The sequence below is a fragment of the Roseibium sp. RP-7 genome, assembly GCF_053005225.1.
This window is the reverse complement of record NZ_JBRKQA010000001.1, coordinates 2,273,592-2,287,299: the sequence shown is the minus strand read 5'-3', so window position 1 is coordinate 2,287,299 and position 13,708 is coordinate 2,273,592. Positions and strand designations below refer to the sequence as shown.

At 57.2% G+C, this 13,708-nt stretch carries 10 protein-coding genes; 7 read left to right on the top strand and 3 right to left on the bottom strand.

Annotation, left to right across the window (positions count from 1 at the left end; translation table 11 throughout):
* Positions 1–29: 29 nt before the first annotated feature.
* Positions 30–1,181, bottom strand: a complete 1,152-nt coding sequence (locus ACVDG9_RS10385) for a DMT family transporter (RefSeq protein ID WP_447237908.1) — start codon at positions 1,179–1,181, stop codon at positions 30–32.
* Positions 1,182–1,275: 94 nt separating this feature from the next.
* Here ACVDG9_RS10385 and ACVDG9_RS10380 point away from each other — a divergent pair, with 94 nt between their 5' ends.
* Together ACVDG9_RS10380 and ACVDG9_RS10375 are read left to right on the top strand one after the other, a co-directional pair.
* Positions 1,276–1,854 carry a MarR family winged helix-turn-helix transcriptional regulator gene (locus ACVDG9_RS10380; RefSeq protein WP_023014493.1) on the top strand — a complete coding sequence of 193 codons (579 nt, stop codon included), beginning with the start codon at positions 1,276–1,278 and terminating at the stop codon, positions 1,852–1,854.
* A gap of 150 nt (positions 1,855–2,004) precedes the next feature.
* Positions 2,005–2,769, top strand: coding sequence for an FKBP-type peptidyl-prolyl cis-trans isomerase (locus ACVDG9_RS10375; protein WP_055653771.1), 765 nt, complete (start codon positions 2,005–2,007; stop codon positions 2,767–2,769).
* Between the two features lie 67 nt (positions 2,770–2,836).
* On the opposite strand, the gene sthA is transcribed toward ACVDG9_RS10375, so the two are convergent.
* Positions 2,837–4,237, bottom strand: a complete 1,401-nt coding sequence (gene sthA / locus ACVDG9_RS10370) for a Si-specific NAD(P)(+) transhydrogenase (RefSeq protein ID WP_447237907.1) — start codon at positions 4,235–4,237, stop codon at positions 2,837–2,839.
* Positions 4,238–4,650: 413 nt separating this feature from the next.
* Here sthA and ACVDG9_RS10365 point away from each other — a divergent pair, with 413 nt between their 5' ends.
* The 5 genes from ACVDG9_RS10365 (at position 4,651) to ACVDG9_RS10345 (ending at position 10,383) form a co-directional block, all read left to right on the top strand.
* Positions 4,651–5,502 carry a substrate-binding periplasmic protein gene (locus ACVDG9_RS10365; RefSeq protein ID WP_447237906.1) on the top strand — a complete coding sequence of 284 codons (852 nt, stop codon included), beginning with the start codon at positions 4,651–4,653 and terminating at the stop codon, positions 5,500–5,502.
* Between the two features lie 234 nt (positions 5,503–5,736).
* Positions 5,737–7,923: an anthranilate synthase component I gene (locus ACVDG9_RS10360; protein WP_075281616.1), complete on the top strand. Its 2,187-nt coding sequence runs from the start codon at positions 5,737–5,739 to the stop codon at positions 7,921–7,923.
* Positions 7,924–8,229: 306 nt separating this feature from the next.
* Positions 8,230–8,568 (top strand): hypothetical protein, encoded by a 339-nt coding sequence (locus ACVDG9_RS10355; protein ID WP_023004080.1) that lies wholly within the window; start codon positions 8,230–8,232, stop codon positions 8,566–8,568.
* Between the two features lie 137 nt (positions 8,569–8,705).
* Positions 8,706–9,230 (top strand): TerB family tellurite resistance protein, encoded by a 525-nt coding sequence (locus tag ACVDG9_RS10350; protein ID WP_023004079.1) that lies wholly within the window; start codon positions 8,706–8,708, stop codon positions 9,228–9,230.
* 214 nt (positions 9,231–9,444) lie between these two features.
* A complete protein-coding gene (locus tag ACVDG9_RS10345; RefSeq protein ID WP_447237905.1) occupies positions 9,445–10,383 on the top strand; it encodes a hypothetical protein in 939 nt (312 codons plus the stop codon).
* A gap of 9 nt (positions 10,384–10,392) precedes the next feature.
* Here the strand turns inward: ACVDG9_RS10345 and amt are convergent, their stop codons facing one another.
* The gene (gene amt / locus ACVDG9_RS10340) at positions 10,393–13,587 is read right to left on the bottom strand and encodes an ammonium transporter (RefSeq protein WP_447237904.1); all 3,195 of its coding nucleotides are present in this window, start codon (positions 13,585–13,587) and stop codon (positions 10,393–10,395) included.
* Between the last annotated feature and the right edge of the window lie 121 nt (positions 13,588–13,708).

The window sequence follows — 13,708 nt, the reverse complement described above, 5'->3', positions numbered from 1 at the left end:
CGGGATCGGTTCTTAGGGGTATGGCAAGACTAGCCTGACTTTTTAGCTCCAGCGCCGCGCCCTTTGCTGACGAGCACAATCCCTGCCCCGACAGCTGCGACGGCCGCCAGTTTCGCCAAGTTTGGCACTTCACCAAAGGCGAGATATCCAAGGCCAAGACCAATCACCGCGGCAACGGAGCCTATCTGGCTGAGATAGACAGGCCCGGCTGTGTGCTGCAGGCGAAAATACAGCCCGTACTGAAAAGCGAATATCGTTATTTGGGCTGCCAGCAGGCCAGTGGCCTCCAGTGACCAGGTGCCGGGCACAACGGGGATACCGGCCATGGCAGTAAATAGTCCGAGTGCTGCAAACCCGACCAGCATCATGCCGAGAGCAAGATTGACCGGCCGTGCGCCTGCTGGCCACTTCACCGTGCGAAAAATGTTACCGGAAGCCAGGAATACAGGGATCGACAGAGCAAACATCGCCCACCAGGAGGCATCCACGGAAAGCTGACGTCCAGACGCTGCCAGCAAAATGCCACCAGCCAGACCGAACAGAACGCCGACCCCACGCAGAACCTGAAACTTCTCCAGGCGCAACAGAACAGCAAATCCATAAGTCAGAACCAGCGGAAAAGCGTAGCTCAGGGAGACAAACCCCGCCCCGACCTTTGGCGCAGCAACCACTGCGATCATGTTCGGGGCAATGAACAGGAGACCGCTGACCAGCAGGTAGAAGGCAAACTGGCCCCGGCTGACACCTGTGTCCCCTTTGGCGGCCATACTTCCTCCGGACGCAATCCTGCTAATAACGAACAGACCCCCAGCACCGCCAAGGATGGACCATTGCAACAAGGCCAAAGGATGCCACCCGGTCATGGGGGCGGCCTTGGCAATCACCGTGGATACGGCGAGAAAACCACCGACAATCAACAACAGCACCAACGGCTGATCCAAAGGACTTTCACGCCTCTCGCCTGAAAGAGAAGCTTGTTGCTGCAGGGAAGCCGCACTTGCGGATGTTCCTAATCTGGTCGTGTCCACCATGGGACTGTCCTTCCTCACAATTTGGCGCTGGCTTGATGCTGCACCGTTACCAGAAGAGATAACGCATTTTATCTTGATTTCAAGATACTTAATTTCAAGATTCTTGACATCAGTTGACAGAACCACCCGAAACAGCGAGTATCTGAACAACAAAAACAGTCGATATGTCAGCTAGTTACGCAACCTCTTGTTCCCTTGTAAAAAAGTGCGTCATCTGACTGGAAATGATCTGGAGTTTCCGACCATGACCACCCGGTCAAGCGACACCAAGAAGCCATCGGATCACCTGTTCGGAGATCCGGAAGACCTGCTAATCGACCGTGCGGAGCGCGCGCGCAGGCAATGGCAAAGGGAAATACCCGAGATCGCGGAGCAGTTGTCGCCAATGGTTCTGCTTGGTCGATTGAACGAAGCGTCTCAGGTGATGGGCCGCGACTATCTTGCCCCTGCCTACGCGGATATCGGACTGAAGACGGGTGAATTCGATGTTCTGGCGACCCTCGTGCGGTCCGGACCACCCTACAAGCTGACACCGACGGAATTGTACCGGACCACGATGATGAGCTCGGGCGGCATGACGGCCCGGGTCGATAAACTGGAGAAAGCAGGTCTGGTTGAACGCTGCCCGCATCCAGATGACAGGCGGGCACTCACCGTTTGCCTGACCCCAAAGGGACTGGACCTGATAAAGGGGCAAATGCCCGACTACATTGCAAAACAGCAGCAGGCGGTGAGCGGGTTAAGCGAAAAAGAACAACAGCAATTGTCAGACCTTCTGGAAAAGCTCATTCGCTCCGTCAACGATCCTCTTGGAAAGACCTGACTGGCGCATACGCTAGCCAGGCGCCTCTGGTCTGGAAACCACAAGCCACCCCGGCCTTGTGACTTACCGTCACTGTGATCGAAACCCGGATTGTTTTCCTGTCCCAGATGACCAATTCTTGTCCGTAACAACACACCGGGACCACACATCATGCTCAAATGGGTTACGCGCATCCTCGCCATCATGCTTTTCGTCCTGCCGGCACAGGCACAGGAAGAGCTGCAGATCCGGGATATTGAAAAAGGAACCGGCGAAGAAGCAAACGTCGGTGAAACCGTGGTGGTGCACTACACCGGCTGGCTGATGGACGGAACGAAGTTCGACTCCAGCGTCGACCGAGGCACACCATTTTCGTTCACGCTGGGTGAGCGGCGCGTTATTCCCGGTTGGGAAAAAGGCGTCGAGGGCATGCAGGTTGGCGGCAAGCGCGAGCTGATCATTCCGCCGGACATGGCTTACGGGTCGCAAGGCGCAGGCGGGATCATTCCGCCGGATGCAACATTGAAATTCGAAATCGAACTGCTTGAGGTCAAGGCGAAGAAATTCTCTGATATCGACAACGGCACCCTGAAGGCAAAGCTCGCCTCGGGCACCACGGTCATTGATATCCGGCGTCCTGACGAGTGGAAGCAAACCGGCGTCATTCCGGGCAGCCATCTGGTTACGTTCTTCAATGACAGTGGCCAGGTGAACCCTGCCTTCGGCAGCGAACTTCAGAAGTTGATTTCCGGCCCCTCGGACGAAGTGGTGTTTATCTGCCAGACGGGGCAACGAAGCCAGGCTCTGTCAGAATATCTCGCCGGACAGGCCGGCTTCACAAACGTGGTCAACGTCGAAAAGGGAATTGCACACTGGATCGAAGATGGCGGCGAAGTTACCCAGGCAGCCTTGCCGGAGAATTGCTGGCTCTGCTGAGTTCGCATCGTCCGCCTTATTCCAGTTGATCTGCAAGAGCTCGTCAGACAAGGCCACCACCGCTGGTTCAGTGATCCAGTGGCGGCATACGGTTCCAGGCATCGAGCGCGGCGATCTTGTAGGCCTCGGCCAGTGTCGGGTAATTGAAGGTGTTTTCGACGAAATACTCCAGCGTACCACGCAGATTGAGCACGGCCTGACCGATGTGAACCAGTTCGGTCGCGCCCTCGCCCACAATATGACATCCCAGAAGCCGGCGTGTCTTGAGCGAGAAGATCATCTTCAGCATGCCGGTATCGAGACCCATGATATGGCCGCGTGACGTTTCGCGGAAACGGGCAACGCCGCACTCGTAGGGAATGCCGCGTTCCTTGATCTCCTCCTCGGTCATGCCGACGGTCGAAATTTCCGGAACCGCATAGATGCCATAGGGAAAATACTCTGGCGGATCGTAGGCCTTTTCTCCCAAAGCCTGACAGGCTGCAATGCGCCCCTGCTCCATCGATGTCGAGGCAAGGCTCGGAAAACCGATGACATCACCAGCCGCATAGATATGCGCTACGTCGGTCTGAAAAGTCATCGGATCGACCTTCAGACGACCACGGTGGTCCACTTCCAGGCCGCAGCTTTGCAGGTTCAGGTTCGGGGTCGCGCCCATACGCCCTGCCGCGAACAGGATGACGTTGGACCGGACACTACGGCCGCCTTCCAGCGTGATTTCACATTCTGCGGGACCGTGTTTTTCGATCTTCTGGACCTTTGCCCCGAAGCGCAGCGCAATTCCGCGGTCTCGGAGCTGATGCGTGAAATCGGCAACGAGCTCCTTGTCCAGGAAGTCGAGCATCGTATCGCGCGGCTCGATCAGCGTCACGTGTACATCGAGCGCGGAAAATATCGAGGCATATTCGACACCGATAACACCTGCGCCGATGACAGCGACCGACCGGGGCAATTCGCCAAGCTCGAGGATCTCGTCGCTGTCGAGAACATACTCGCCATCAAAGGGAACATAGTCGGGGCGGAAGGGCTTGGTGCCGACGGCGATGATGAACTTGTCCGAGGTGATGAAATGAACTTCCCCGGCATCGCCCTCCACTTCGATCTTGTGCGGCTCGATGAACCTTGCCTCGCCCCGGATCGTATCGACCTTGTTTCGGGCAAACTGGTGCTCCAGAACCTCGACCTCGTGATTGAGGGTGATGTGCAACCGCGCACGAAGGTCCGCAGCCGTCAGGTCTTCCTTCACCCGGTAGGAGCGACCGTAGAAGCCCCGTTCGCGCCATCCGGTCAGGTTGAGCACGGTCTCACGCAAAGTCTTGGAAGGAATGGTCCCGGTGTGCACCGAAACGCCGCCGACCCGCCGTCCGCGTTCCACCACCAGAACATTGTATCCGAATTTTGCCGCCTGAATCGCCGCCCGGCGCCCGGCCGGTCCGCTGCCGATCACAACCAGATCGTAGTGTTCCATGTGCCCCTCACTGCCAGTTTTCTGTCAGCCACTCGGCCTCCGTTCGTGCGGAGGCACCTTGTTGAAAATCGCTGCACTGCAAAAACAGCATCTTGGCGGAAGGGTCAAGAAGGCAAGCGGAAAATGAAGGTTTTCCGTGAGCTTTGGTGGAGAAGCCGGTCCTGACCAGAACTTGTATCCAGGTTGCAAGACAAACACGGTCGGTCGTCTATATACTCGCCATCGATGAGATTCTCGGTCTCTGCCGAGCCATTCCCCTCACATTTCATGCGACCTTTCAGGAAGCTGAAGTTCGAGAGCGAAACGTAAATATGAAGGACCTTCACGACAGCCAGGCGTGAACGGGTTTCCCAACACTGAAAGGGTCGACCACCGAAATGGGATTATCGCCTTCCCAGACGGCGTGCCGGGCAATGGCATTGCTTGAATGTATTACAGTCAGGCTGCCGCATGCGTTGGTTCTATTCAGTGCGATGCTGCTGTCGCCGATCGATAACGCGAAGGCGGAACAATCCGACCAATGCCCGATGCATGAAGAGATCGTTCTTGCCGCGGAAGATGCCTTTTTTCCCTATTCAGGCCTTCATGAGGGAGAGCTACGCGGATTTGCAGTGGATCTAGTAACCGCCGCCTTGAGCGCAAAACATTGCGACGTCACGCTTCACGTCATGCCGTACAACAGGTGCATACGCGAGGTCGCGCAGGGCAGACAGCTTGGCTGCTTCGACACCACCGGCTCGGACGAAAACAAGCGTAATTTCATTTTTCACCAGACACCGCTGTTTTTCGGAAGGATCCTGGTTTACAGCCATCCGGACAACACGGCGAAATTTCATCCCGATTTCTTGAAAGACAAGACCTTCTCCGTGGTCAGAGGGTACACCTACACCGACGCCTTCGATGCCGATGAGAGGATCTCGAAGGTTGAAGTGGATTCCGATCTGCAGACACTTGCGCTCGTAGCGAAGAGGCGAACCGACTACGCCGTCGCTTACGAAAAGGTCGCCGACTTTCACATCAGCAACAGTCAGGATCTCATTTCCCCGGCCCCCAAGGCTGTCCACGAACTCGCAAGGTTCGGTCTTTTCGTGTCGTTTTCCAAATTGACGCCCGAGCGCTCAAGCGCGGTAGCAGCCCTTCTCGATGAGGGACTGCACGCCATACAGGAGAATGGGACTTATGATGATATCGATGCAGCCTGGGACGAATGGCTGAAGCACGGTCTGAAGGATGGGCGCCCCGCGCCGTACTGGAAAAGCCGGTAAAACGTCAGGTAGTCTTTTTTCATTGCCATCCAGAAGCGTATAATCTATCCCTCTTGCCATGAACATGAACCTGAAAGCAGCTTGGTGGTGGCGTCGCGCGAAATAGGCGGCCAGCGATCAGTCATGCTCTGAAGGGATCGAGTATCAAACCAAAGGCCGCCGCGGGACACCGCTGGCGGCCTTGGTTCTTTATAAGGCCGTCACAAAGGCAGCCACCAGAACGGGACCAGAGACATGCCGGTGCTGGCAGACCAGACCTATGAAACCGATTGCGGGATCACCATCCTGCGCACATCGCGCCCTTCCGACTACGAAACCGGAACGTCGGAATGGATCGACCGGCTGGATGCCGAAATGGGGGCGGTCCTTTCCTCCTCCTATGAATATCCCGGACGGTATACTCGCTGGGACATGGCGCTGGTGAACCCGCCCCTGGTGATGGAAGCAACGGACAGAAACGTCGAGATCCGTGCTTTGAACGACCGCGGCGGCCTGCTGCTGCCGGCAATTGCCGAAGTGCTGAAAAAACATGACGATGTGGACACGTTCAATGCCGACACCGGCAAGATCCAGCTAACGGTCAAGCGGCCCGACCGGTTGTTCAACGAGGAAGAACGCTCACGCCAGCCGTCTACCTTTTCGATCATCCGTGCCCTGAAGGACATGTTCGCCTGTGGCGATGACCAGCTCGGGCTTTACGGCGCCTTCGGCTATGACGTTGCCTTTCAGTTCGAGCCCATCGAACAGAAGCTCGACCGACCGGACGACCAGCGCGACGTCGTCCTGTTTCTGCCGGATGAGATCCTGATCGTCGATCACCACGGCAAACGCGCCTACGTTCTGGAATATGATTTTGTTGTCGGTGGTCGTACCACCAAGGGAATGGAGCGGACGGGAGCCAAGCAGCAATATACGCCGGCGAACCGCGACCCGGGCCGCGGCGATCATGAACCTGGCGAATATGCAAAGCTCGTCGAAAAGGCCAAGGACTACTTCCGCCGGGGCGATCTGTTCGAGACCGTGCCCGGCCAGACCTTCTACGAGCCCTGCGCCAATCCACCGTCCGCAGTTTCGCGGCGCCTCGCCCAGATCAACCCGTCCCCCTATTCTTTCTTCTTCAATCTCGGCAATCAGGAATATCTCGTCGGCGCTTCGCCGGAGATGTACGTACGGGTCACCGGTGGTCGCCGGGTGGAAACCTGCCCGATTTCCGGAACGATCCGGCGCGGCAAGAACGCCATTGAAGACGAAGCCCAGATCCGCAAGCTGCTGAACTCTGCCAAGGACGAAGCGGAACTGACCATGTGTTCCGATGTCGACCGCAACGACAAGAGCCGCGTCTGCGTTCCCGGCTCCGTTCGGGTGATCGGGCGGCGGCAGATCGAGATGTACTCCCGCCTGATCCATACGGTGGACCACATAGAAGGCATCCTGCGCGAAGACATGGATGCGCTCGATGCTTTCCTCTCCCACACCTGGGCGGTAACCGTGACAGGCGCACCCAAACGCTGGGCCATGCAGTTTATCGAAGACCACGAAAAGTCCCCACGCGCCTGGTATGGCGGCGCAATTGGTGCCGTGCTCTTCAATGGAGACATGAACACCGGCCTGACGTTGCGCACCGTGCGCATCAAGGATGGCACAGCCCAGATCCGTGCCGGCGCGACCCTGCTGTACGACAGTGTTCCGGAAGACGAGGAAGCCGAAACCGAACTGAAGGCGGAAGCCATGCGGGCAGCCGTTCGCGAGGCCGGTCTTGCCGTCAACGCGCAGGAGAAGCGCGAGGACCGGAAACCCGGCAAGGGTATGAAGATCCTGCTGGTCGACCACGAAGACAGTTTCGTGCACACGCTTGCCAACTATTTCCGCCAGACCGGCGCAGATGTCGTTACCTACCGAACCCCGGTGGCAGACCACGTCTTTCACGACGTCAATCCGGATCTGGTGGTCCTGTCTCCCGGCCCAGGCAATCCCAAGGACTTCGACTGTGCCGCCACCATCGGCCGAGCTCGCGCGCGCGCCTTGCCTATTTTCGGTGTCTGCCTCGGGCTGCAGGCGCTCTCCGAATACTTCGGGGCGGAACTGGGCCAGCTTGACGTACCGATGCACGGCAAGCCTTCGCCGATTTCCGTTTCCGGAAACTCGCTGCTGTTTGAAGGCCTCAACGCCCCGGTGGTCGTCGGCCGCTACCACTCGCTTTACGCCAAACGGGAAACGGTGCCGGCAGATATCCGCGTGACTGCGGAAACCGACGACGGGATCGTGATGGCGATAGAACACGAGAAAGAAGCGATCGCGGCGGTGCAATTCCATCCGGAGTCGATCATGTCTCTGGATCAGGATGCCGGCCACAAGATTATAGAAAACGTGGTTACACGCCTTGTTGCGTCAAAAGACCAACAGGTGGCTGCAGCTTCCTGATTTGCGAGCAGCAGGGCAATGTCAGCCCTCTCCAAACGTTGAAATCCCGAACGGCGCCGTTGATGGCGCCGTTTCACTTTTTCCATTCAACGTCTTGTTTCTCAATACCGTTTACCCACGCGCGCGAAAAGTGCCGGTCCATTTCGTTCCTGAAACTTGATGTTCCTCATCTGAAAATTTCGTGACTGAAAAATCAGGAACGATACCGGGTGTCATTGCATTTTCTCCCCGACCGCCTCAACGGCACGGACCTCAAGTCAGGTTTCAGCGAGTTGCAGGTGTCTCACGAAGCAAAGGAGAAAACCAATGCTTACCCTTAAGAAGACAATCGTTCCGCTCATGAGCGCATTCATCGCCTCCACGGCAATGGTCAGCTTCGCACAGGCGGAAGATCCTTGCGGCAGCGACGGAAGCGGCGACAAGCCAATTGTTGCATGTCCTGAAGCAAACGCAGCAGCTGCGGCTGACGCACCGGTTGATGCCCCCAAGGCAATGGTGGGCGATCTTGACGGTGACGAACCGTTGACCGCCGAACAGCAGGTTGAAGGCCGTGTTGAAAACCACGCTTCAACCAAAATGGACCTGGACGGCAATCAGGCAACCAACCAGCCGCTCATGGACAAGACCGACGGCAACGATTCCTAATTGAGCCGTCGAAAAACAGTCGCGCCGAACCGGCGCGGCTTTTTTTCTTTCAACTCCCGGCACCCTCGTGATTTTTGTCACGATTTTTCCCGCAACCTGAGGTAAAGCTGACGCAGTTTTTTTGAAGGAGATTTTCCTTGCATATTCTGCTTGCAGCTCTTGGCATTTTAGCCGCTGGCGCTTTTTGGATCTATCGAGTTCGCAGGGTCGCCGACAACACCAGGGTGGTGCTTGATGCTGCTCAAGACATCAAGGCAGCCGCGCGGCGTTTCGGGTTCAGGACACGAGCAAACCAGCACCCGGCGGAAGGTGTCGATGACCCTCGTGTTTCGGCTGCTGCTCTCCTGGTCCTCGTCGCCGAAACCGATGGCGGCATTTCCAGAGCCGAACAGGATATGATCCTGGAACAGCTTCAGTCGGTGTTTGCAATGCCTGCCGGTGAAGTGGAGGAACTGTTCCAGTTTGCCAAATGGCTCGCCAATCAGAGCAGCAATCCGGACGACATGATCCGGCGCCTCATCAAACGTACGGTAAATCTTGGCGGTCGCGACACTCTGCCAGATTTGATCCGCATGGTCAGTGCGGTGGGAAAGGCCGATACCGGAACCCTTACAGACGACACCCAACAAGTGATCGAGCGTCTCAAACAACTGAATGCCTGAGATCTAATTTTACGTTACGTAACTTTAGTATCGAAAGATAAGTTCTGCATCTTCGTTTCGCATGTTTCAGCATGATTTGAAGACTGCTTTGCCAAAAGAAAGTTGATTAACAGATTACAACAGAGTTCTATAGATATACGCAGTCTGGTTTATTCAGCCTTCACTGTTGAAAAGTATAAATACCAAATCCTGTCAAAACAGGTTTCAGGGAGACATGATGGCCGTAAGCGGACCAGAGGCAAGGACACGCAGGGTTCGGTCGTGGGGTGACGCATGCCGCCGCCTCGTGGCGGCAGCCATTGTGATGTTTCCCTTTTATGGTCAACCTTCCGCAGCCGAAGATGGCACGTCGTTGAAGAACCACATCCTTGGTCTTGGAACCTGCCCTCCCTGGAACCCGCAATCGGTCGAAATCTGCCGTTACAGTGTGGACAAGGTGATGTCCTCACTGGCCCCAAGGCTCGACGCCGGGCCCGACCGGCAACACTTGCTTGTCAACGAGGGCGCCAGTGCTGCGGCTCTCAAACTCAAGGCAACCGAACTTGCCAACAAGCTCGGGCCTGAAGACCGGCTGGTGATCTATGCCAACTTGCCACTTGGTGTTGTCGAGCAAACCGGCACCGCTGACCAAACCAACTATGCACTGGAACTCTGGGCCAGTGCCAAGCCCGAGACAACGCTTCAGGCGATCAGCGACGGAACCTGGATGTCTGCTTCCGCGTTTGCGGCGCTGATCCACGCCATTCCTGCTGGTGAAGTCATTTTGATACTCGACACCAACAATCCTCAAGCGTTCGACCTTGGCCTTCTTGAACATCATTCGGTCGATAACAAGAACAGGCCGGAAGCATTGGTCATTTCCTCTGGTCCAGGCCAGTCAGCCAATTATTCCGCAGACCGCACGATATCGCTGTTCGGGAAGCATCTCGCTGTCGCGTTGCACGCTGGCGAAGGCACGCTGCAAGACATCGTGACGACGGCTGTCAACGGCACCCGGCAGGCGGCCATTCCCATCTGCGCGGAACTCAAGGAAAAGCGCGGCGAGACAACCGAACCGCAGCCCGACTGCACCCAGGTGCCGGAAATACACGATCCGGATGCCCTGCTGAACAGGACCGTGCTTCTGCCACTGTCGGAATCCAACGTGAACTGAAGCAGGCGTCTAGCTGGCCAGGTTCTTCTGGTTGGCCGCTTCAAACACCTGCAGCCCGCCGAACTTCAGCCGATCGAGTGCCTCACTCACTTCTTCCGGGATACTCCGGACAAGTTTGGACGTCGGTGCGGGCATTCCGATCAGATAACCCTGAGCTTCGTGGCATCCGCGCTGTGCCAACAGGCAGAGCTTTTCCGTGTCTTCCACGCCTTCGGCGACGACGCGCATCTTGAGAGCCTTGCCGAGCCTGACCACCGTTTCGATGATCGCCAATGAACCGTAATTGCGCTGTGCTTCGGAAACGAAGGACCGGTCGATCTTGATGCAATCGAAGGGAAAGCGGCTCAGGTAGCTGAGGGAGGAATAACCGACGCCGAAATCGTCCAGCGCTATTTTCACCCCGATTTCCTTCAGGCGTGTCAGCACCGCCAATGCTCTGGCGTCGTCTTCAATCAGGGTGTTTTCTGTGATTTCCAGTTCGATCCGCTCAGCCGGAACACCTGACGTTTCGATGGCTCTGCGAACGTCATCTACAAAATCCCGATCGCGGAACTGAACCGGGCTGACGTTGATGCTGATGCTGGCAGTCGTGATTGTCGAGGAGGCTATCCTCAAGGCTTCAGCCAACACATATTTGCCGATCGGAACGATCTGTCCGGAAGCCTCCGCGACGGGAATGAACTCGGCAGGACTGACAAGCCCGCGCTCGGGATGGTTCCAGCGGATGAGCGCTTCATAGCTGACGATACGTGCGGATGCCAGGCACATGCGCGGCTGGAAAAACAACTCGAATTCGCCCGCCGAGAGTGCCGTATTCATGTCCTTTTCCAAGGCCCTGCGCTGGCGGACTTCATCCCCCATGCCCGGCTGGAAGACACAGTAGGTATGCCGTCCGCCGTTCTTGGCGTTGTAAAGCGCGATGTCGGCATTGGAGATGACCTGGTCTTCGGCGTCGTATCCGGTCATCAGTGCAACACCGATGCTTGCTCCCGGTTTCAGAATTAGCCCGTGACCACAGTCGATAGGCTCCGACAGGGATTTGACCAGACGCATGGCCATATCCTCTGCCTGATTGGCGAATTGGATGCCGTTCTGGATGATCGCAAACTCATCGCCGCCGAGGCGTGAAACGGTATCGCCGTGGCGGCACGAGTGGCGCAAACGCTCGGCGGTAACCCGGATGACGATGTCACCGACCGGGTGACCGTGCAGATCGTTGATATCCTTGAAGCGGTCCAGATCGATGATCAGAAGGGCTGCCGACATACCGTGCTGCTTGCACTTGCCGATGGTCTGTTTGAGCTCGGCATTGAAGACGGCGCGATTGGGCAGGTCTGTCAACGGATCGTGCTGGGCAAGGTGCAGGATCTGTGCCTCAGCCTTCTTGCGCTCCCTCAGGTCAACCAGAGCGGAGACGCGGGTCGGAATGCCGCGATAGGAAATGACACGGGTGCGGATCTCGACGGGCACACGCTCACCGGAGCGGTTGATCAGAGTGACTTCCCTCGGTTCCTTTTCCGCCTTGACCAGATGCTCCTCGAGCGTGCCGGCGAGTTCATTGTCGACAAACTCGTACAGTCCTCGCATCTCGAGTTCGTCGATCGGATAGCCGATGAGATCCTCGAAGGTCTTGTTACCGTCCAGGATCCGTCCGTCGACCGAAATGACGATTGCATCGAATGTGGCATTGGCAAGGGCCGACAGGCGTTCGGCCTCTTCGCGCGTGCGCTTGGCATCTGCGGCACGATTGTGAGCCTGTTCCTCGTTCTGAACGGTATCCATGAGCGCATTGAACAGACGCGTCAGGCGCTCTGAATCATCGCCCTTGGCAACTTCCAGCCTCATCGAGAGGTCCGCCTTGCCGGCAATCAGGCGATCAAGGGCATCTTCCACATGTCCGATACCGAGCCGCGTGCCGTGCTCCGCCTCGTTGAGGCCAAGATCCTCGCTTGCAAGGTCGAGCCGGATCGGCTGCATCTTGTTCAGGACGGACAGCACGAGCCAACCGGACCCGAAACTCCAGACAAAGCAGGCAAGCGCTCCGGTGAACTGGACCAGAAACTGCGGTAGATGCGCTCCCAGCGGCAACTGGTCTGCGGGTGCCAGAAGCGCCAGGCCCAGCGTACCGGCAACGCCTGAAAATCCGTGTACGCTGATTGCACCGACGGGATCGTCAATCTTCAGGACACGTTCCAGAAGGACCGCACCGAGAATGGCAACGGCACCACCGGCGGCGCCGATCACCAATGCACCGACCGGGGTCAGAAGATGGCAACCGGCAGTCACGGCAACCAGGCCACCCAATAGCCCCGAGATCGAGTTTTCCGGCAGAATGACCTTGTCTTTCTGCCGGCCAAGAAGATACCCCGCCCCGGTGCCAGCCGCGGCGGCAAGAACGGTATTGGCGAGGATCATCGGCACATGCCAGGAGGCGGCAAGTGTGGAGCCGCCGTTGAAGCCAAGCCAACCGACAAAAAGGATCAACGCACCAGACGTTGCAAGAACGGAACTGTGGCCCTGAATGCGATAGGCCCGACCGTCGACTCCGAAGCGGCCGGATCTCGGCCCCAGGATCACACAGGCAGCCAGCGCGATCCACGCGCCCGTGCCATGGACCACCGTTGACCCCGCGAAATCGACAAAGCCGATGTTGGCAAGCATTGCCGTGGCATCTGAAAACAGCGCCTGTCCCCAGGCCCAATGCGCAAACACAGGGTAGATCAGCCCGGCGGTCAGCACGGAACACCAGATGTACGCCGAAAGGCGCATGCGTTCAGCCACCGCACCGGAAATGATCGTTGCCGCCGTACCGCAGAACATGACCTGGAAGGCGAAGATGGTCAGGCCCCAGGGGTCAAGCTCCGAAAGACCGAACAGCCGCGTGTCAAATCCCGCAAACCAGCTTCCGCCGGCGCCGAATGCCAGCGAAAAGCCAAAGACCGCAAAGATCAGAACGGAGACGGCGAGATCGAGAAGGTTCTTCTGGGCAACGTTGATCGAGTTCTTGGAACGGACGAGGCCAGCTTCCAGCAACATGAAGCCAACTTGCATCAACAAAACCAGCCCGGCTGCAAACAGCACCCAGACCATGTCCAGGCTCTTCTGGAAAGTCGCCAGCTCCATTGTCTGCGTGGCCATTGCCGGTTCCGCCACCAGAATACCGGCACCACAGAGAACGGATCTAGTGTATGCCGCCCGGCTCATGATGTATTTGCCCCACTGTTCGAAAACACAGGCATGATTTCGCCGAGAGGTTAATTCTGTCTTGCTAATTTTGTCAGGTCTTTTACTGCAAAATGGATGCCCAATTCTTCGGCAGACCCGC